We start from the raw sequence: 19568 nt of genomic DNA on the forward strand, positions 1-19568 counted from the left end.
CCTCCTCTTGGGACCGCCCGACCCCGCGCCGTCGCACGTCCCCCCACCGGCGCAGCGACGATGGACTCCCAGATCTCACAGTCAGCTCAAGGCTCCCAGTCACCCCATACGTTCCAGGTCGACCTGCGCGGCCTCGTGGACCTTCTCTCCCACCACCTCTACTCCAGCCCCAAGGTCTATCTGCGCGAGCTGCTGCAGAACGCCGTGGACGCGATCACCGCCCGGCGTGCCGAGCAGCCCGACGCGCCTGCCCTGGTGCGGCTGTTCGTCGAGGGCGGCGCGGGCGGTGCCCTTCGTGTGGAGGACTCCGGGATCGGGCTCACCGAGACGGACGTGCACAGCCTCCTGGCGACCATCGGCCGCAGCTCCAAGCGGGCGGAGGGCCTGGAGTCGGCGCGCTCCGACTTCCTCGGGCAGTTCGGCATCGGCCTGCTCGCCTGCTTCGTGGTCGCCGAGCGCATCCGGGTGGTCAGCCGCAGCGCCCGTACGCCGGACGCACCGCCCGTGGAGTGGACGGCGGCCGACGACGGCTCATACACGGTCCGTACGCTGCCGCACGAGGCCCGCGCCGAACCGGGTACGACCGTGTACCTGGTGGCGCGTCCGGGCGCCGCCGACTGGCTGTCCGAGGAGCGGGTCCTCTCGCTGGCCCGGGACTTCGGGTCGCTGCTGCCCTACGACGTACGGGTGGGCGACGAGGCGGTCACGGACCTCCCGGCGCCCTGGGACCGCGCGTACCCGAGCCCCGCCACCCGGAGGGTGGCCCTGGGACGGCACTGCCACGACCTGTTCGGGTTCACGCCGCTGGACTCCATCGACCTGGACGTGCCGCTCGCCGGGATACGCGGGGTGGCGTACGTGCTGCCGTCCGCGGTCAGTCCCGCCCAGCGCGCCGGTCATCGCGTGCACCTGAAGGGCATGCTGCTCACCGAGCGGGCCGAACAGCTGCTGCCCGACTGGGCGTTCTTCGTGCGCTGCGTCCTCGACACGGACAGCCTGCGGCCCACCGCGTCCCGGGAGGCGCTGTACGAGGACGATGCCCTGGCGGGCGTACGGGAGGCGCTGGGCGAGCGGATCAGGGCCTGGCTGACGGGGCTCGCGGCCGGTGATCCCGAGCGGCTCGCGGCCTTCCTTTCGGTGCACCACCTGGGCGTCAAGTCCCTGGCACGGCACGACAGCGAGATGCTGCGCACGATGCTGCCGTGGCTGCCGTTCGAGACGACCGACGGACAGCTGTCCCTGGAGGAGTTCGCCCAGCGGCACCCGGTGGTGCACTTCACCCGGTCCGTGGAGGAGTTCCGCCAGGTAGCGCCGATCGCGTCCGCGCAGGGCGTGGGTGTCGTCAACGGCGGCTACACGTACGACAGCGAGCTGGTCGAGGCGCTGCCCTCGGTGCGGCCCGGGACGGTCGTGGCGGAGCTGGACGCCGACACGGTGACCGCGCATCTGGACTCGGTCGACCCGGCGGTGGAGCTGGCCCTGTCGGCCTTCCTGGGGGCCGCGCGGGCCAAACTCGACCCCCTGGGGTGCGATGTGGTCCTGCGCGCCTTCCACCCGCTCTCCGTGCCCGCGCTGCACCTGGACGACCGGGCGGCCCGCCACGAGCAGGCGCGCGCGGAGGCCGAGGAGCAGGCCGACGACCTGTGGGCGGGCATCCTCGGCTCGCTGCGGGGCAGCGCACCGCGCGCGCGGCTGGTGCTCAACCACCTCAACCCGCTGATCCGGAAGATCAGTTCGCTCGACGACCGGGAGCTGATCGGGACGGCGACGGAGTCCCTCTACGGTCAGGCCCTGCTGATGGCGCAGCGCCCGCTGCGACCGGCGGACTCGGCACTCCTGAACCGGTCGTTCATCGGCCTCCTGGAGTGGGCCACCCACAGCGACTCCCCAGAGGAGGGCCACCGATGAGCCGGACCAGTGAAAGCATGGACTTCGACGCGCTGCGCCGGGCGATGCAGGAGAACTACGAGCAGCCGGAGGGCCCGGCCCGCAACGCGCGCGCGGAGGTCCTGCTCGCCGAGGCCGAGAAGCTGAACATCCCGCTCGCCGTGATCGAGGCGCTCGGCCACCAGCTGAAGGTCTACAACTACAGCTCCGAGAAGGACCGGATGTTCGTCCCCTTCGCGCGCCTGCTGCGCATGTGGGACGAACGGCCCGAGGACTTCGACGAGTACGAGACCCACTCCCTGCACTGGGTCTTCAAGTGGGTGTCCTCCGGAATGGTCGGCCAGCCGCATGTGCCGCTCGCTTCCATCGAGAAGTGGCTCGGCGAGATGGAGCACCGCTACCGGCTCGCCGGTCACTCCGAACGGGCGGTCCGCAGCACCGAGTTCACGGTGGCGCGCTCCATAGGGGACCTGGCGAGGGCCGAGCGGGCGTACACCGCATGGCTGGCCGCCGACCGGGACAGCATGGCCGACTGCCACGCCTGCGAACTGCACGACCAGGGCTGGTGGCGGGCCGAGCGGGGCGCCGACGCCGAGGCCCTGGAGCTGTGGCGGCCTGTCCTGGAGGGCGAGTACACCTGCGCCCACGAGCCGCACGCGGTCCTCGCGTCCTCGCTGCTGCCGCTGCTGCGGCTGGGCCGTCTGGACGAGGCGCGGGCCCACCATCTGCGCGGCTTCCGGCTCGTACGCCCCATGGAGAGCATGCGCGGCGCGTACGCGGACCATGTGGAGTTCTGCGCGCTCACCGGCAACGAGGCACGGGCCCTGGAGCTGCTGGCGGAACGTCCCGCCTACTTCACGGACGCCGGGGAACCGCGCAGCCGGATGGACTTCCTGGCCGTGGTCGCCCTGCTGACGGACCGGCTGACCTCGCTCGGGCTCGGCGCGCAGACCGTGCCGGGACCGGCCGGCCGCACCTGGACCGCGGCCGAACTCGCCGCCCACGCGCGCGTGGAGGCCCTTTCGCTGGCGGGCCGCTTCGACGAGCGCAACGGCACGGCGTACGTGAGCGGACGCGTCCGGGAGCGCATGGACCAACTGCCCCTGGTGGAACGACTGCCCCTGGGCATACGCGCGACACCGGCCGTGGCCTCTCCCGTGCGGCCCGCGCCCGCCCCGTCCGCGGATGCCGCTGCCGACGGCGGGCCGGACCTGACCGCGCTGCTCGCCGAGGCCCGCCGGCTCTCGGCCGCTCTGCACCCGGATTCCGTCGCGGCATGGGCCGCGGTCGCGGAGGCGGCCGACGACGAGGACCTGACTCCCCGCGACCGCGCGGAGCTGACCGACCACGAGGCGATGGGCCTCGGCCCCGGGGGCGTGGAGCTGTTCGCCCGCGCCGCTGAGCTGTACGAGGCCGCGGGCGACCCGGGCGAGGCCCTGGCGGCACGCGCGCGTGGAGCGTACGTACTGGCCCTCTCCGGCCGGACCCGCGAGGCGCTGGCCGCGGTCTCGGAGCCGTACGAGCGGGTGCTCGCCCTCTTCGCGGAGGGCGGGACCGGGGTCCAGCAGGCCGCCTCGGTGCTGGTGGGACGGGCGCGCATCCTGCTGCAGCGGGTGCATGAGGCGGCGGAGGTGAACGGCTCTGGAGACGGCACCGAGGCCCTGGCCGCCGCGGAGACGGCCGCACGGGAGCTGCTTGCCCTCGCCGAGCCGGAGGCCGGGAACAACGTCCTGGTCGCCTCCCGGGCCGCGGAGGCGCAGGCCATGCTCGGCGAGCTCGCGGCGCACGCCGGGGACGCGGAGAGGGCCGCGGAGCTGCTCACGCGGGGCTCGGAGGCGTTCGTGGCGGCCGGGCTGCCGTGGTTCGCGGTGGAGTACGAAGCCCGGCTCACCGGGATCGCACGCCACCTGGGCGACGCCGAGGCGGCCGAGCGCGCGGCCCGGGCGGCGCTGGAGCACGGCGCGGCCTTCCTTGAGCCGACCGGCCACGCCCAACTGCACCTCCAGCTGGCCGAGATACTCGGCGCCACCGGACAGTTCGGTCCCGCCGCCGACCACGCCCTGGAGGCGTCGCACTGGGCCGACGAGGCCGGCGAGGGACCCACGCTCGGCGCCTGGGCCAGACATCAGCTCGGCGGTTTCCTGCTCCGTCAGGGCCACTGGGCCGAGGCCGCGGAGGTCCTGGAGTCGGCGCTGCCGGAGCTGAGCGCGCAGACGCACGGCGACGGGGCGATCGTGCAGACCCACTGGTGGCTCGGCGACTGTCTCACCGAGCTCGGGGAACACCGCGAGGCCGCCGAACACTGGCTCCGAGCGGCCGAGATCGCCCGGCACTGGCCCGAGCAGCGCGACCACGCGATGCTCGCCCATCTCGCCGCGGAGGCCCTCGGCCACGCGGAGCTGCTCCCTCAGGCGGAGCAGGCCTACGCGCGCGCCGGTGACCTCTGGCGGTCCCTCGGCAACGTCCACGGGCTGATCCGCTCCCTGCGGGCGCGCGCGTGGCTCGCGGTGCGCGAGGAGGGCTCGGGGCTGGACACGGCACGCGAGTTGATGGGCGAGGCGGTCCGCGCATGCGAGGAAGAGGTGCCCGAGGACCACGAGGCGCGCGAGCAGCTCGTCGCCGAACTCGCCCAGACTCACCGGCAGTTCGGCGACCTGGTCGCCCGCTCCGCGCCCGACGACGCCGACGACGAGCTGATCCAGGCCCTGTTCGAGGAGGCCCTGGCCCACGTCACGCTGGCCGTCGGGGGCTTCCTCTCCCTCGGCGAGGACGCCCTGCACAGCCGCACCGGAGCCCAACTCGCCGCCGGCTGGCTGGAGGCCGACCTGGAGCACCCCGACTGGGCGGCCGCACGCGCGCGTGAGGTTCTCGCCGCGTACGCCGAGGAGGACGGCTCGGACGAGACGGTGGCCGCCCGGCGTGGTGAGGCGGAGCGGCTGCTGCGGGCGACGGAGTCGGGCCCGTAGCGCTCCGCGCAGTGCTCCGCTTGGGGGCCGGTCTTTGTCCGCGGGCGGGCTGTGGCTGGTCGCGCCCGCGCGGCAGGGCCTCATAGGTCACAGCCCGCGCCTCTGTCGGGGCGCGAGACCGGTCCGGCTGCTACTCCACGCCGATCAGCAGCAGGGCCCCCTGGCGGCCGCCCCGGTACACGACCGTGTCCACGGCGAGGTAGGACTCCCGGACGCGGGCTTCGAGGTGGGCCGCGATCGTGTCGGGGGCCTCGTCGCCGAGGACCAGGGTGACCATCTCGCCGCCCGCCGCGAGCATGCGGTTCAGGACCGCCTCGGCGGTGGCCGTGATGTCGGAGCCGATCACGGCGACGTCGCCCTCGATGAGGCCGAGGACGTCGCCGGCCTGGCAGATGCCGGCCATGGTCCAGGACTGGCGTTCCGCGACCTCGACCTCGGCGTACCGGGTCGCGCCGGCGGCCGAGGTCATCGCGACGACGTCCTCGTCGAAGCGCCGCCCGGGCTCGTGCACGGCCAGCGCCGCGATGCCCTGCACCGCGGACCGGGTGGGGATCAGCGCCACCCTGACGCCCTCGGTGCGGGCCTGCTCGGCCGCCGCGGCCGCGGTGTGGCGCAACTCGGCGTCGTTCGGCAGCAGCACCACCTCGCGCGCGTGGGCCCGCCGTACGGCCTCGACGAGCTCCCCGCTGGCGGGCGGCTCCCCGGGGCGCGCGAGGACGGTGGTGGCCCCCGCCTCGGTGTAGAGCCCCGCGAGGCCCTCTCCGGGGACGACGGCCACGACCGCGCGCTGGGCGCGCTCCCGGACCGGCCTGCTCCCGGCGCCCGCCGTGTGCACGTCGCCGAGCCCGAAGTGTGTGATCCGGATCCGGTACGGCCGCCCGGCCTCGACGCCCGCCTCCACGGCCGCGCCGGCGTCGTCGACATGCACGTGGACGTTCCACAGGCCGTCCCCGCCGACCACGACGAGCGAGTCGCCGAGTGTGTCGAGCCGGTCCCGCAGGCGCGTCACCGCCGCGTCCTCCGCCTCCAGGAGGTAGATCACCTCGAAGGCCGGCCCGCCTTCATCGGGAGCGGGGGTTCCGTCCGCGCACTCCCCCAGCTCTCCGAGGGGTTCCGTCACAGCGTCGTCCACGCGCGCGTGGAGCCCCGTCGCGTCCGGACCCGCCCCCACGCGCGCGTGCCCCGCGAGAACCGGCACCGCCGCCGCGGCGGGCGCCTCCCCCGTGAACGTCTCCACCAGGGCCCCCAGCACGGCCACGAGCCCGCGTCCGCCCGCGTCGACAACCCCGGCCCGCTCCAGGACCGCCAGCTGCCGCGGAGTCGCCGCGAGCGCCGCCCGCGCGCCCTCGTACGCCGCACGCGCGACCGCCCCGCAGTCGCCCTCGGCGCCGGAGGCCGCGTCGGCGGCGGCGGAGGCGACCGTGAGGACCGTGCCCTCGACCGGGTGCACGACGGCCTGCCGGGCCGAGTCGGCCGCGCGGCGGAGGGCGAGCCCCAGACCCTGCCCGTCGGTGTGTGTCGCGTCACTGTCGGCGGCGAGCACCTGGGCCATGCCCCTCAGGAGCTGCGCGAGGATCGTCCCGGAGTTCCCCCGGGCTCCTATGAGCGCGCCGTGCGCCATCGCGTGCACCGCGTCGGCGAGGGCGGGCCCCTCGGGCGCCCGGCCGGGAGAGACGGCCTGCCCGGCGACGGCTTCGCGCCCTTCGAGGGCTTCCTGGCCGTCGAAAACCGCCTGGCCCTCGAAGACCTCCCGGCCGCCCGCAAGCGCGGCGTGACCCGCGAAGACGGCCTCGACCGCCGCGGCCGCCGACTCCACGGTCAGGTACAGATTGGTGCCGGTGTCCCCGTCCGCGACGGGATACACGTTGATCGCGTCGATCTCCTCGCGCGCGCGGCCGAGTGCCCGCAGCGCGAGGCCGCACCATGCACGTACCGCGGACGCGTCCAGTCTCTGCGGCACCTGCGGCACCTGCGCCTCCTTGAGCAGCCGAACGTCCGACGCAGCGTAGACCCCGGTCAGGTCCCCACCGGAAGAGGGCCGGGCCAGGTCTCCGGGCCAGCCATGGTAGTTTCGTTGTACGGACGCAGTCGTTGTATGCTGCTCCGGTTGCCCGATCCGATCGGGCCTTCCTCCTGGCACCGCCACTCAGATCCTAGATCTTGATCCCGGCATGCCGGGATCATCCGTAAGAGCATCTGAAGTCTTTGGAGTGACCCGTGGCTGCCAACTGCGACGTCTGCGGCAAGGGGCCGGGCTTCGGCAACAACATCTCGCACTCTCACCGCCGTACGCCCCGTCGCTGGAACCCGAACATCCAGCGCGTCCGTACCGTAGTGGGCGGGACGCCGAAGCGCGTGAACGCTTGCACCTCGTGCATCAAGGCCGGCAAGGTCTCGCGCTGACGCTCTGCTAGCGCGCGGCCACTGCTGGTTCGCTGCTCAAAGCCGGTCCACTTCACGGTGGACCGGCTTTTTGCTGTGTCCGCAGCGTCCGCCGAGTTCGCTGAGCCCGCCGAGTCCACTGAGACCGCAGACGGGCGCGTGACTTCCTCGCCTGCGGACGTAAACGATTGCGCAAGCGCTTACGCGCCGCCCGCCCCGAACCGCCACCCATGATCCACCGGCCCGATCCCGCCCCCGAGCGCGAAGCCGCCCGCGATCGCCCCGGTGACGTACTCCTTCGCCGCCGCGACCGCCTCCGGCACCGCCTGCCCCTTCGCGAGCCCCGAAGCGATGGCGCTCGCGAGGGTGCACCCCGTCCCGTGCGTGTGCCGGTTGTCGAACCGGGGCGCCCGCAGCCAGTACTCCTCCGAGCCGTCCGTGAGGAAATCAACGGCGTCGCCACTGAGGTGACCGCCCTTGATCAGCACCCACATCGGCCCGTACGCCAGCACGGCCGCCGCCGCACGCCGCATCCCGTCCTCCGACTCGACCTGCAGGCCGGTCAGCTGGGCCACCTCGTCGAGGTTCGGCGTCGCCACCGTCGCGACGGGCAGCAGCTTGGTGCGTACGGAATCCAACGCGGACGCGGCGAGCAGCGAGTCGCCGTGCTTGGAGACACCGACCGGGTCGACGACGGAGGGCACGGCCGTGCCGCCGATCAACTCGGCGACGGTCTCGACGAGTTCGGCCGAGGCGAGCATGCCGGTCTTCACCGCGTCGACGCCGATGTCGTCGACCACACTGCGGTACTGCGCGCGCACCGCCTCCACCGGCAGTTCCCAAGCGCCTTGTACGCCGAGGGAGTTCTGCGCGGTGACGGCGGTGAGCACGCTCATGCCGTGCACGCCGAGCGCGAGCATCGTCTTCAGGTCGGCCTGGATCCCGGCGCCGCCACCGGAGTCGGAGCCCGCGACCGTCAGAACCCTGGGCGGGGCACTCGCACGGGACGAGGCACTCATGACTCGATGTCCGCGAAGTGGTCCCAGCCGCCCTTGCTGGTCCACGGCGCCCCGTCGACCGTGACCTGCGGCAGCGCCGACGGGTTGAGGACCTCGCCGATCACCTTCCAGCGGGCCGGCAGTTTCACGTCCGGCGGGAAGGTCGCCACGATCGCGTGGTCCTCGCCGCCGGTGAGCACCCACTGGAGGGGGTCCACACCGACGGCCTGACCGATGTCGTTCATCTGCGAGGGGATGTCGACGGCGCCGGAGCGGACGTCGATGCGCACCTTGCTGGCCTCGGCGATGTGCCCGAGGTCGGCGATCAGCCCGTCGCTGACGTCCGTCATCGAGGTCGCGCCGAGCCCGGCGGCCGCGGGGCCCGCGTGGTACGGCGGTTCCGGGCGCCGGTGGGCCTCGACGAACGCGCGGGGCGAGCGGAAGCCGCGGGAGAGCACGGCGTGCCCGGCCGCGGACCAGCCCAGCCAGCCCGTCACGGCCACCACGTCACCGGGCTGGGCACCCGCGCGCGTGACCGGCTCGTGGTTGCGCAGATCGCCGAGCGCGGTGATCGCCACGGTGATCGTGTCGCCGCGTACGACATCGCCGCCGACCACGGCCGCGCCGGCGACCTGGCACTCGTCACGGATGCCGTCCATCAGCTCGGACGGCCAGGTGGCCGGCAGTTCCGCCGGGACGACCAGGCCGAGCAGCAGCGCGGTCGGCACGGCACCCATCGCGGCGATGTCCGCGAGGTTCTGCGCGGCCGCCTTGCGACCGACGTCGTACGCCGTGGACCAGTCGCGACGGAAGTGCCGACCCTCCAGGAGGATGTCGGTGCTCGCCACGACCCTGCGGTCGGGGGCGGCCACCACGGCGGCGTCGTCGCCCGGCCCGACGCGTACCGCCGGAGTGGTGGTGAGCCGTGAGGTGAGCTCCTTGATGAGCCCGAACTCCCCCAACTCGCCCACGGTGCCCTTCATCGTTGTACGTCTCCTTTTGTTGCTGCGTCCGCCCGGTCGCGGGCCGCCTCCGACCTGGGTACGGTCGATTCGACCGTCAACCTGTGCGGTCCGTGCACCCCTTCGCGGGGGCCCCTGCCCCCGCGGGTCTCCCCGCGGCGCGCGGCGACGCGATACCGTGGCGTTCCTTTTCCCCACATGATCCTCGTGGCCGCCCTGGAGGTTCCGTGGTACAGGCGTACATCCTGATCCAGACGGAGGTCGGCAAAGCGTCGACCGTCGCCGAAATGATCAGCAAGATACAAGGGGTGATCCAGGCCGAGGATGTGACAGGACCGTACGACGTGATCGTGCGGGCCCAAGCCGACACAGTGGACGATCTCGGCCGCATGGTGGTCGCGAAGGTCCAGCAAGTGGACGGCATCACGCGTACCCTGACCTGCCCGGTCGTGCACCTGTAGCCCCCGTCTACCCTTGGCCGGTGGACTTCTTCCGTCACCGGCGCTTCTTTCGTCCCGGGCTGCCCGCCCTCGTTCTGCTGATCGCGGCCACAGGCTGCTCCTCAGCAGACGACAACACCCGGACCGCGGTTCCCAGTCCGGGCACGAAGGCCACCGAGCTGTGTCAGAACCTGGACAAGTCGCTGCCGCGGAAGGTGGACGGACTCGACCGGGAGGATCCCGAGCCCCGGTCCGCGCTGACCGCGGGCTGGGGAAGCCCGGCGATCATACTGCGCTGTGGTGTACAGCGGCCGCCCAAGATGGTCGATCCCAAGGTCGCCGAGGGCGGTGACCCCGACGCGGTCGGCGGCGGGGTGAACGGGGTGGGCTGGCTGATGGAGAAGCGGGACGACGGGTCGACCCGCTTCACCTCCGCTCAGCGTCTGGCGTACGTCGAGGTGACTGTGCCGGAGGGGCGGGACACGGCCTCTGCGCTTGTCGACTTGGCCGGGGCGATCAAGAAGGCGATCCCCAAGGGGATTGCGGACTGAGACTGCCTCGGCTGTTTGTCGGCTGCGGGTGCGTCGTGGCTGGTCGCGCCCCCGCGGCGGAGCCGCATACGACAGAGCCCCGCGCCCCTGAAAACCAGAAACCTCAGCGTAGGCCGGTGGACCTTCGCAGTGCCGCCTGGATCAGGCGGTCCACCAGTTCCGGATAGGGCACTCCCGTCGCCTCCCACATCTGCGGGTACATGGAGATCGGGGTGAAGCCGGGCATGGTGTTGATCTCGTTGATGACGAAGGTGCCGTCCTCGGTGAGGAAGAAGTCCGCGCGGACCAGGCCCTCGCAGGAGGCGGCGTCGAAGGCCTCGACGGCCAGGCGCCTGACCTCGGCGGTCTGCTCGGGGGTCAGCGGGGCGGGCACGAGACCGGGCGTCGAGTCGATGTACTTCGCCTCGAAGTCGTAGTAGTCGTGCGACTGCACCGGCGGGATCTCGGCCGGTACGGAGGCCCGCGGGCCGTCCTCGAACTCCAGGACCCCGCACTCGATCTCGCGGCCGCGCAGCAGCGCCTCCACGAGGAACTTCGGGTCGTGCTGCCGGGCCGCCGCGATCGCCTCGTCGAGGCCGGACAGGTCGTCGACCTTGGTGATGCCGATCGAGGACCCCGCGCGCGCGGGCTTCACGAAGAGCGGCCAGCCGTGCTCCCCCGCGAAGTCGATGATCTTCTTGCGGGCCGTCGACTCGTCGAGCTCCCACTCGCGGGGCCGGATCACCACGTACGGGCCGACCGGCAGCCCGAAGGAGATGAAGACCCGCTTCATGTACTCCTTGTCCTGGCCGACGGCCGAGGCGAGCACGCCCGAGCCGACGTACGGGACGCCGGAGAGCTCCAGGAGGCCCTGGAGGGTGCCGTCCTCGCCGTACGGGCCGTGCAGCATCGGGAAGACGACGTCGACCTCGCCGAGCGCCTTGGGGACCGATCCGGGCTCGCTGTAGACGACTTCGCGGTTGGCGGGGTCGACGGGCAGGATCACGCCGCCCTCGCTCGACTCGGCGAGTTCCTCGACGTCGGGCGTACGACGCTCGGTGATCGCCATGCGCTCCGGTTCGTCCGCGGTGAGCACCCAGCGGCCTTCCCGGGTGATTCCGATCGGCAGGACGTCGTACTTGGTCCGGTCGATGGCCCGCAGTACGGCTCCGGCGGTGACCATGGAGATCCCGTGTTCGGAGCTGCGCCCGCCGAAGACGACGGCCACGCGCGGCTTGCGAGGCGGCTGCTGCTCAGGGCTCTGGGGAAGGTTCTCAGTGCTCATATCGCGTTGAGAGTACCCGTTGGTAGTGCCCCGAGTCAGCGTGCCTCGACCCGCGAGTGAGCCGAAGGGGCGCACCGGAGGCGGACCGGGAAAAGGCGGTTGCTCAGCGTCGCTCCGGCTTGGCGCTGCGCGACATCATTTCCTTGAGGGCGACGACCGGGGGCTTGCCGTCGTGGACGATGTCGACGACGGTCTCCGTGATGGGCATGTCGACGCCGTGCCGGCGCGCCAAGTCCAGTACGGATTCACAGGACTTGACGCCCTCGGCGGTCTGCCTGGTGACCGCGATGGTCTCCTGGAGGGTCATGCCCTTGCCGAGGTTGGTGCCGAAGGTGTGGTTGCGCGAGAGCGGCGAGGAGCAGGTCGCCACGAGGTCGCCCAGGCCCGCGAGCCCGGAGAACGTCAGCGGGTCGGCGCCCATGGCCAGGCCGAGCCGGGTCGTCTCCGCCAACCCCCGTGTGATCAGGGACCCCTTGGCGTTGTCGCCGAGCCCCATGCCGTCCGCGATGCCGACGGCGAGACCGATGACGTTCTTGACGGCGCCGCCCAGTTCGCAGCCGACCACGTCGGTGTTGGTGTACGGGCGGAAGTACGGCGTGTGGCAGGCCGCCTGGAGCCGCTGGGCCACCGCCTCGTCGCTGCACGCGACCACCGCGGCGGCCGGCATGCGGGCGGCGATCTCACGGGCGAGGTTGGGCCCGGTGACCACGGCGATCCGGTCGGCGCCGACCTTCGCGACGTCCTCGATCACCTCGCTCATCCGCATGGCGGAGCCGAGTTCGACGCCTTTCATGAGGGAGACGAGGACCGTGCCGGGGGCGAGCAGCGGTGCCCAGTCCGCGAGGTTTCCGCGCAGTGTCTGGGAGGGCACCGCGAGCACCGTGAAGTCGGCGTCACGGGCGGCCTCGGCGGCGTCCGTGGTGGCCCGCAGGTTCTCCGGGAGTTCGATGCCCGGCAGGTAGTCGGGGTTCGTATGGGTGGAGTTGACCGCTTCGGCGAGCTCGGCCCGCCGTCCCCACAGCGTCACGTCGCACCCGGCGTCGGCGAGCACCATGCCGAAGGCCGTGCCCCACGATCCGGTCCCGAAGACGGCCGCCTTGACGGGCTTGCCGGATGTCGTCACTTGCCGTGCCCCTTTTCGTGCTCAACCTCGGTCATTTCCCGCACAGCCGTCTCCGGCGCGGTGTTTCCCTGCGCCGTCTTCTCCTGCACGGCCGTTTCCTGCTCCTCCTGCACCCGCGCCTCTTCCTTGCCCCGCGTCCTGCGCCGCTGCTCGATACGCACCTGGCGCGGGTCGTACGGCGTCGAGGGCGCCTTCTCGCCGCGGATCAACTCCAGCTGCGCAGTGATCGCGGCCATGATGACCTCGGTCGCCTCCTTCAGGAGGTCCGGGGTCATCTCCTTGCCGTAGAAGCGCGAGAGGTCCACGGGCGGGCCCGCGAGCACCTGATGCGTCTTGCGCGGCAGAAGGTCGGGCTTCTTGGCGTACGGGGCCAGCAGGTGGTTGGCGCCCCACTGGGCCACCGGAATCACCGGGCACCTGGTCTGCAACGCGACCCGCGCGGCACCCGTCTTGCCGGTCATCGGCCACAGGTCGGGGTCGCGGGTCAGGGTGGCCTCGGGATAGAACGCGACGCACTCCCCGCGCTCCACGGCGTCGATCGCGGCACGATAGGCGCTGAGCGCGTCGGTGCTCTCGCGGTACACCGGGATCTGCCCGGTCCCGCGCATGGCCGCCCCGACGAAGCCCTTCCTGAAAAGACCGCTCTTGGCGAGGAATCGCGGAACCCGGCCAGTGTTGTACTGAAAGTGCCCGTACGCGAACGGATCCACGTGGGAATTGTGGTTCACCGCGGTGATAAATCCGCCCTCGGCAGGAATGTTCTCCATTCCGCGCCAGTCCCGCTTGATCAGAACCATCAGCGGCGGTTTGCAGAGAACCGCTGCGAAGCGGTACCAGAAGCCGATTCTGCGGCGGGACACGCGTACACCTTCCTCCTGTGGCCTGGGGGGCCGCACAAGTGTCGCTCCAGGCCGCCTGTCTGTCGAGAACACCGTACGCCCCGGCCACGGGCCCGCCAGGGTGCCCGGGTCACAATGGGCGCGACGAGGGAGGGACGGAGCGCACGTGCAGTGGACCTTGGTCATACCCCTGAAAGCCCTGTCGCGGGCGAAGAGCAGGCTCTCGGACACCGCGGCCGACGGTCTGCGCCCGGGGCTCGCCCTCGCGTTCGCGCAGGACACGGTGGCCGCGGCGCTGGCCAGCCCGGCGGTCGGGGATGTGGCCGTAGTCACGGGTGATGTGCTGGCCGGACGCGAGCTGGCGGCCCTGGGCGCCCGCATCGTCCCGGACGAGCCCGGGGGCGGCCTCAACGCCGCTCTGACGCACGCCGCCTCGGTCGTACGCACCAGAAGCCCGCAAAGTCCACTGGCGGCTCTGAACGCCGATCTGCCCGCCCTGCGCCCTCTTGAATTGGCCCGGGTCCTCGACGCGGCCGCCGAATTCCCCCGCGCTTTCCTCCCGGACGCCGCCGGAATCGGTACCACTCTCCTGGCCGCGTCCCCGAACCGCGAATTGCTTCCCGCATTCGGTCCCGATTCCCGCTCCCGCCACCGAGTCTCGGGCGCCGCGGAACTCCTCCTGGCCGACGTACTCTCCGTACGCCAGGACGTGGACACGGGCGCGGACCTCCGAGCGGCATTGGCGCTCGGGGTGGGCCCGCGCACGGCGACGGCGGTGGAGCGCCTGAAAGCAGCCTGAACCGCTCGGCCCGTTCAGGCAGGCGCGTCCCCGAACAAACCGCATACCCTTCCCCCATGCAGGCGACCGCGTACACATACGACCCAGAAACCCGCACAGGCCAGGTACTGCTGGACGACGGCACCCCCGTCCCCTTCGACGCCCCGGCGTTCGACAAGGGCGGCCTCCGACTGCTCCGCCCGGGTCAACGTGTGCGGATCGAGGTCGAGAGCGGGGACGGCGGGGACGGTGAGGGCACAGCCCGGCGCATCACACTCATCACGCTGCAAACGTTCTGAAAACGCCGCGGGCCGGGCTCCCCAGAGGGAGCCCGGCCCGGCGCGTGAGTATCCCAGCGCCCCTGTCTACCTGCGGGCGGTGGCCTTCTTGGCGGTGGTCTTGCGGGCCGCCGACTTCTTGGCCGGCGCCTTCTTCGCCGCGGCCTTCTTCGCCGGGGCCTTCTTGGCCGCCGCCTTCTTCGCGGTGGTCTTCTTGGCCGTGGTCTTCTTGGCGGCCGCCGAGGTCTTCTTGGCGGTCGTCTTCTTGGCCGTCGCCGTGGTCTTCTTGGCCGTCGTCTTCTTCGCGACGGTCCTCTTGGCGGTGGTCTTCTTCGCCGTGGCCTTCTTGGCGGTGGCCTTCTTGGCGGCGGCCTTCCTGACCGTCGCGGTGGCGCCGCCGGACAGGCTGCCCTTCGGGGCCTTCTTGACCGCGACCTCGCCACCGCGCGGCAGCTTCTTCGAGCCGCTCACCAGGTCCTTGAAGCCCTGGCCCGCACGGAAGCGCGGCACCGAGGTCTTCTTGACCCGAACGCGCTCCCCGGTCTGCGGGTTGCGGGCGTAGCGGGCCGGACGGTCCACCTTCTCGAAGGAACCGAAGCCGGTGACCGAGACCCGGTCCCCGCTGACAACTGCACGCACGATGGCGTCCAGTACGGCGTCGACCGCTTCCGCGGCCTGCTGACGCCCGCCGACCTTGTCGGCAATCGCTTCTACGAGCTGCGCCTTGTTCACGTCTTCCCCTTCGGAGACATTGCCAGAACGAAAGTGTTCAAGCTTTTTCGCACGTTAGGCAGATATATACCGCAAATCAAACACGAAACGGGCTAATCACCCTTGTGCCGCAACGAACTGGGGCTGTTGCGAAGTTCCTCAGCGTTCCTCTTCGGGGATTCGGCCCTCGTCGAGGTCCGTCGTGAACCGCTCCAGCCGCCTTGTCGCATCGGCGAGATCGTGCTTGGCCACGGCCGTAATGACCAGCAGCTTCCGGGTCAGCGCCATCCGTACGCCCTCCGGGACTTGCAGTGCGCGCACCCTTGTGTGCGCTTCCTTGAGTTGGGACGCGACTGCCGCATAGAGCTCGAGTTGGCCGTCGTGTTCCATGCACAGATTGTGCCATCTGGGGCGAGTTGTCGCCTGCGCAGGGGGTAACTACCGCCTCCCGAGGGCCTCCTGCGCACCTCCCCACAAGGCTCTGCCGAGAGTCGGCTACCCCATCAAAGCCCCTTGAAACAAGGGCAGTTGAGGCCAATCACAAAGTCCTGAACACTCCTTCCGGAGGCAGACACAGATGTACCCCCAACCGTCCACGATTGGGGGTACAGAGGCCTGTTGCGCTGGCTGGAATCAGCCTTGTGGGGTGCGGCTCCGATCGGATCCGAAGGGGTTCGGAGCCCCGAAGGCGATCACACCTGAACGGTCCGCGGCTTGTGGGAGGGCCGCTTGGACTCGTACGCGGAGATGTCCGCCTCGTTCTGCAGGGTGATGGAGATGTCGTCCAGCCCGTTCAGCAGCCGCCAGCGGGCGTTCTCGTCGAGCTCGAAGGGGGCCGTGATGCCCTCGGCACGCACCTCACGGGCCTCCAGGTCGACCGTGACCGGGGCCTTTGGGTCCTTCTCCGTGAGCTCCTGCAGCGCGTCCACGATCTTCTGCTCCAGAACCACTGTGAGCAGGCCGTTCTTGAGCGAGTTGCCACGGAAGATGTCCGCGAAACGGGACGAGATGACGGCCTTGAAGCCGTAGTTCTGCAGCGCCCAGACGGCGTGCTCGCGCGAGGAGCCCGTACCGAAGTCGGGTCCGGCGATCAGAACCGTGGCACCCGTGCGCTCGGGCTGGTTGAGGACGAAGGACGGGTCCTTGCGCCAGGCCTCGAAGAGCCCGTCCTCAAAGCCGTCCCTGGTCACCTTCTTGAGCCAGTGAGCAGGGATGATCTGGTCGGTGTCGACGTTGCTGCGGCGCAGCGGGACGGCCCGGCCGGTGTGCGTGGTGAATGCTTCCATGACTCTCAGACTCCAGCGGGCGTGCGGGCGGCAGACGACTGGTCGTTCAGGTCGGCGGGAGAGGCCAGATGGCCCAGCACGGCGGTGGCGGCGGCGACCTGCGGCGAGACCAGGTGCGTACGGCCGCCCTTGCCCTGCCTGCCCTCGAAGTTGCGGTTGGAGGTGGACGCGGAGCGCTCGCCGGGGGCCAGCTGGTCGGGGTTCATGCCCAGACACATCGAGCAGCCCGCGTGCCGCCATTCGGCGCCGGCCTCCTTGAAGACCAGGTCCAGGCCCTCGGAGACGGCCTGCAGACCGACGCGCGCGGAGCCGGGGACCACCAGCATCCGTACGCCGTCGGCGACTTTGCGGCCCTCGACGATCGAGGCGGCCGCGCGCAGGTCCTCGATACGGCCGTTGGTGCACGAACCTACGAAGACGGTGTCGACCTTGATGTCGCGCAGCGGCTGTCCGGCCTCCAACCCCATGTATTCCAGGGCCTTTTCGGCGGCGTGGCGCTCCGAAGCGTCCTCGTACGAAGCAGGATCGGGGACGGACGCCGAAAGGGGCGCTCCCTGGCCGGGGTTGGTGCCCCAGGTGACGAACGGCGCGAGGGAGGCGCCGTCGATGACGACCTCGGCGTCGAACTCCGCGTCCTCGTCCGTCTTCAGGGTCTTCCAGTACGCGACGGCGGCGTCCCAGTCCTCGCCCTCGGGGGCGTGGGCGCGGCCCTTGATGTACGCGAAGGTGGTCTCGTCGGGGGCGATCATGCCCGCGCGGGCGCCGGCCTCGATCGACATGTTGCAGATGGTCATGCGGGCCTCCATCGAGAGTTTCTCGATGGCGGAGCCGCGGTACTCCAGGATGTAGCCCTGGCCGCCGCCCGTACCGATCTTGGTGATGATCGCCAGGATCAGGTCCTTGGCCGTGACGTCCTCGGGCAGTTCGCCGTCGACCGTGATGGCCATGGTCTTGGGGCGGGCCAGGGGCAGCGTCTGGGTGGCCAGCACGTGCTCGACCTGGGAGGTGCCGATGCCGAACGCGAGCGCGCCGAAGGCGCCGTGCGTGGAGGTGTGGGAGTCACCGCACACGACCGTGGTGCCGGGCTGGGTCAGGCCCAGCTGCGGGCCCACGACGTGCACGACACCCTGCTCGACGTCGCCCAGCGAGTGCAGGCGCACACCGAACTCGGCTGCGTTCTTGCGCAGCGTCTCCAGCTGGACGCGGGAGACCGGGTCCGCGATGGGCTTGTCGATGTCGAGGGTCGGGGTGTTGTGATCCTCGGTCGCGATGGTGAGGTCGAGACGGCGCACGGGGCGCCCCGCCTGGCGGAGGCCGTCGAAGGCCTGCGGGCTGGTCACCTCGTGCAGCAGGTGCAGATCGATGAAGAGAAGGTCGGGCTCGCCCTCCGCGCGCCGGACGACATGGTCGTCCCAGACCTTCTCCGCGAGTGTCCTACCCATCGCTTTCCCTCCGGCCGGCCTGTGTGGCGCCGGCCCAACTAGAGATTTCCGATGCGGCGCGCCCGTACCCCTCGTACCGGGCGCCCTCCGCCGGGCCCGTTGGTCCGCGGGCCGCTGTACCTACCAGGGTGGCGCGTTCCACGGAAAATTGAACTTGCGTTTCACAGAGTGAGACGCGAGTATCGTTTCATGGACAACAGTAGCGGCGTCGGCGTTCTGGACAAGGCAGCCCTTGTCCTGAGCGCCCTGGAGTCCGGTCCGGCCACCCTCGCAGGGCTGGTCGCGGCAACCGGGCTGGCACGACCCACGGCACATCGCCTCGCCGTGGCACTTGAACACCACCGGATGGTGGCGCGCGACATGCAGGGCCGCTTCATTCTCGGCCCCCGCCTCGCCGAGCTGGCCGCGGCCGCGGGCGAGGACCGCCTCCTCGCGACGGCGGGCCCGGTGCTCACCCACCTCCGCGATGTCACGGGCGAGAGCGCGCAGCTCTACCGCCGCCAGGGCGACATGCGCATCTGCGTCGCCGCGGCGGAGCGCCTGTCTGGCCTCAGGGACACGGTCCCGGTCGGCTCGACGCTCACCATGAAGGCGGGCTCCTCGGCCCAGATCCTGATGGCCTGGGAGGAGCCGGAGCGTCTGCACCGCGGCCTCCAGGGCGCCCGCTTCACGGCGACGGCCCTGTCGGGTGTACGGCGCCGGGGCTGGGCCCAGTCGATCGGCGAGCGCGAGCCGGGCGTCGCGTCCGTCTCGGCCCCGGTGCGCGGGCCGTCGAACCGCGTGGTCGCCGCCGTCTCGGTCTCCGGACCGATCGAGCGCCTCACGCGTCACCCCGGCCGGATGCACGCCCAGGCGATCATCGACGCGGCCACCCGCCTCTCGGAGGCCCTGCGCCGCACCGGCTGACGTGCATCGCAGGCTGACGCCCGATTCGACTTCCTCCCGCCGGTCGCTTCAACGCCGCAGCGACCGACAGGAGTTGACGTCGACCCGGCGCTCAACACGAAGCCCAACGCGAAGAAGCCCTCCCCTGTTGGGGAGGGCCTCTTCGATGACGTACCCCCGACCGGATTCGAACCGGCGCTACCGCCTTGAGAGGGCGGCGTGCTAGGCCGCTACACAACGGGGGCCCAGGATCTTGCGTTTCCGCAGATCCGAGCTGGTCTACCAGGACTCGAACCTAGAATGACGGTACCAGAAACCGTAGTGTTGCCAATTACACCATAGACCAATGTGGTTCATACCAGTTCGTACCCCCGACCGGATTCGAACCGGCGCTACCGCCTTGAGAGGGCGGCGTGCTAGGCCGCTACACAACGGGGGCCCTAGCGATCCTGCATGAGAATCAGCGGGTGCGACCCGGACTGTCTCCCTGGGAAGGATCTGTACCCCCGACCGGATTCGAACCGGCGCTACTGCCTTGAGAGGGCAGCGTGCTAGGCCGCTACACAACGGGGGCTTTGCGGAGTTGATCCCCGCGGTTGCAGATGAGCTCTGCGAGCTGGCCTACCAGGACTCGAACCTAGACTAACGGAACCAGAAACCGTCGTGCTGCCAATTACACCATAGGCCACTGAAACACAAACCCCCGCAGGGATCCTGCTTTAGCGTGCGCCTCCGGTCCGGCCTTTCGGCCCGCTCTCCGGCGGCGCAGGAAGAAC

18 protein-coding genes and 5 tRNA genes are annotated in these 19568 nt (G+C 71.0%); 8 read left to right on the forward strand and 15 right to left on the reverse strand.

Annotated features, from left to right (window positions below; genetic code table 11):
- The first annotated feature begins 60 nt into the window (after positions 1 to 60).
- Positions 61 to 1908 carry an HSP90 family protein gene (locus tag ACZ5VQ_RS33990; RefSeq protein WP_469108313.1) on the forward strand — a complete coding sequence of 616 codons (1848 nt, stop codon included), beginning with the start codon at positions 61 to 63 and terminating at the stop codon, positions 1906 to 1908.
- A complete protein-coding gene (locus ACZ5VQ_RS33995) occupies positions 1905 to 4853 on the forward strand; it encodes a tetratricopeptide repeat protein (RefSeq protein ID WP_469108314.1) in 2949 nt (982 codons plus the stop codon). The genes ACZ5VQ_RS33990 and ACZ5VQ_RS33995 overlap by 4 nt, the downstream gene beginning before the upstream one ends.
- Positions 4854 to 4983: 130 nt before the next feature.
- Here ACZ5VQ_RS33995 and ACZ5VQ_RS34000 read toward each other — a convergent pair whose 3' ends face one another.
- Complete coding sequence (locus tag ACZ5VQ_RS34000) at positions 4984 to 6822, reverse strand: DAK2 domain-containing protein (RefSeq protein WP_469108315.1); 1839 nt, start codon at positions 6820 to 6822, stop codon at positions 4984 to 4986.
- Positions 6823 to 7070: 248 nt separating this feature from the next.
- Between ACZ5VQ_RS34000 and rpmB the strand changes: the two genes are divergently transcribed.
- Complete coding sequence (gene rpmB, locus ACZ5VQ_RS34005) at positions 7071 to 7256, forward strand: 50S ribosomal protein L28 (protein ID WP_004924906.1); 186 nt, start codon at positions 7071 to 7073, stop codon at positions 7254 to 7256.
- Positions 7257 to 7435: 179 nt separating this feature from the next.
- Here the strand turns inward: rpmB and thiD are convergent, their stop codons facing one another.
- Both thiD and ACZ5VQ_RS34015 read right to left on the reverse strand, forming a co-directional pair.
- On the reverse strand, positions 7436 to 8254 hold the full coding sequence (gene thiD / locus ACZ5VQ_RS34010; RefSeq protein WP_469108316.1) for a bifunctional hydroxymethylpyrimidine kinase/phosphomethylpyrimidine kinase: 819 nt from the start codon (positions 8252 to 8254) through the stop codon (positions 7436 to 7438).
- On the reverse strand, positions 8251 to 9216 hold the full coding sequence (locus ACZ5VQ_RS34015) for a thiamine-phosphate kinase (protein WP_143640639.1): 966 nt from the start codon (positions 9214 to 9216) through the stop codon (positions 8251 to 8253). Before ACZ5VQ_RS34015 ends, thiD begins: the two co-directional genes overlap by 4 nt.
- A gap of 206 nt (positions 9217 to 9422) precedes the next feature.
- On the opposite strand from ACZ5VQ_RS34015, the gene ACZ5VQ_RS34020 reads away from it, so the two are divergent.
- Positions 9423 to 9656, forward strand: coding sequence for an Lrp/AsnC ligand binding domain-containing protein (locus ACZ5VQ_RS34020; RefSeq protein WP_055614017.1), 234 nt, complete (start codon positions 9423 to 9425; stop codon positions 9654 to 9656).
- A 20-nt stretch (positions 9657 to 9676) separates the two neighbouring features.
- On the forward strand, positions 9677 to 10186 hold the full coding sequence (locus tag ACZ5VQ_RS34025) for a DUF3515 domain-containing protein (protein ID WP_469108317.1): 510 nt from the start codon (positions 9677 to 9679) through the stop codon (positions 10184 to 10186).
- Positions 10187 to 10289: 103 nt separating this feature from the next.
- Here ACZ5VQ_RS34025 and ACZ5VQ_RS34030 read toward each other — a convergent pair whose 3' ends face one another.
- The 3 genes from ACZ5VQ_RS34030 to ACZ5VQ_RS34040 form a co-directional block, all read right to left on the reverse strand.
- Complete coding sequence (locus ACZ5VQ_RS34030) at positions 10290 to 11450, reverse strand: D-alanine--D-alanine ligase family protein (RefSeq protein WP_055614015.1); 1161 nt, start codon at positions 11448 to 11450, stop codon at positions 10290 to 10292.
- Between the two features lie 103 nt (positions 11451 to 11553).
- Entirely contained in the window at positions 11554 to 12573 is a 1020-nt protein-coding gene (locus tag ACZ5VQ_RS34035; protein ID WP_469108318.1) for an NAD(P)H-dependent glycerol-3-phosphate dehydrogenase, read from the reverse strand.
- Positions 12570 to 13433, reverse strand: coding sequence for a lysophospholipid acyltransferase family protein (locus ACZ5VQ_RS34040; protein ID WP_469108319.1), 864 nt, complete (start codon positions 13431 to 13433; stop codon positions 12570 to 12572). Before ACZ5VQ_RS34040 ends, ACZ5VQ_RS34035 begins: the two co-directional genes overlap by 4 nt.
- A 145-nt stretch (positions 13434 to 13578) precedes the next feature.
- On the opposite strand from ACZ5VQ_RS34040, the gene cofC reads away from it, so the two are divergent.
- On the forward strand, positions 13579 to 14211 hold the full coding sequence (cofC, locus tag ACZ5VQ_RS34045; protein WP_469108320.1) for a 2-phospho-L-lactate guanylyltransferase: 633 nt from the start codon (positions 13579 to 13581) through the stop codon (positions 14209 to 14211).
- 56 nt (positions 14212 to 14267) lie between these two features.
- Positions 14268 to 14489 (forward strand): hypothetical protein, encoded by a 222-nt coding sequence (locus ACZ5VQ_RS34050; protein ID WP_469108321.1) that lies wholly within the window; start codon positions 14268 to 14270, stop codon positions 14487 to 14489.
- Positions 14490 to 14555: 66 nt separating this feature from the next.
- On the opposite strand, the gene ACZ5VQ_RS34055 is transcribed toward ACZ5VQ_RS34050, so the two are convergent.
- The 4 genes from ACZ5VQ_RS34055 to leuC all read right to left on the reverse strand — a co-directional run bounded on the left by ACZ5VQ_RS34055 (position 14556) and on the right by leuC (position 17907).
- Positions 14556 to 15200, reverse strand: coding sequence for an HU family DNA-binding protein (locus ACZ5VQ_RS34055; protein ID WP_469108322.1), 645 nt, complete (start codon positions 15198 to 15200; stop codon positions 14556 to 14558).
- 138 nt (positions 15201 to 15338) lie between these two features.
- Complete coding sequence (locus ACZ5VQ_RS34060) at positions 15339 to 15569, reverse strand: SCO5555 family protein (protein ID WP_055614012.1); 231 nt, start codon at positions 15567 to 15569, stop codon at positions 15339 to 15341.
- 302 nt (positions 15570 to 15871) lie between these two features.
- Positions 15872 to 16465, reverse strand: coding sequence for a 3-isopropylmalate dehydratase small subunit (gene leuD / locus ACZ5VQ_RS34065; RefSeq protein WP_200395672.1), 594 nt, complete (start codon positions 16463 to 16465; stop codon positions 15872 to 15874).
- A gap of 5 nt (positions 16466 to 16470) precedes the next feature.
- Positions 16471 to 17907 (reverse strand): 3-isopropylmalate dehydratase large subunit, encoded by a 1437-nt coding sequence (gene leuC, locus ACZ5VQ_RS34070; protein WP_269650694.1) that lies wholly within the window; start codon positions 17905 to 17907, stop codon positions 16471 to 16473.
- Between the two features lie 189 nt (positions 17908 to 18096).
- Between leuC and ndgR the strand changes: the two genes are divergently transcribed.
- A complete protein-coding gene (gene ndgR, locus ACZ5VQ_RS34075; RefSeq protein ID WP_200395674.1) occupies positions 18097 to 18813 on the forward strand; it encodes an IclR family transcriptional regulator NdgR in 717 nt (238 codons plus the stop codon).
- Between the two features lie 151 nt (positions 18814 to 18964).
- On the opposite strand, the gene ACZ5VQ_RS34080 is transcribed toward ndgR, so the two are convergent.
- From ACZ5VQ_RS34080 to ACZ5VQ_RS34100, 5 genes are all read right to left on the reverse strand, one after another.
- Positions 18965 to 19037: transfer RNA gene (locus ACZ5VQ_RS34080), tRNA-Glu, on the reverse strand.
- 29 nt (positions 19038 to 19066) lie between these two features.
- Positions 19067 to 19138 (reverse strand) — tRNA-Gln (locus ACZ5VQ_RS34085).
- A 20-nt stretch (positions 19139 to 19158) separates the two neighbouring features.
- Positions 19159 to 19231, reverse strand: a tRNA-Glu gene (locus ACZ5VQ_RS34090).
- Positions 19232 to 19293: 62 nt separating this feature from the next.
- Positions 19294 to 19366, reverse strand: a tRNA-Glu gene (locus tag ACZ5VQ_RS34095).
- Positions 19367 to 19408: 42 nt separating this feature from the next.
- Positions 19409 to 19480, reverse strand: a tRNA-Gln gene (locus ACZ5VQ_RS34100).
- Between the last annotated feature and the right edge of the window lie 88 nt (positions 19481 to 19568).

Source organism: Streptomyces sp. NPDC033178 (assembly GCF_055577685.1).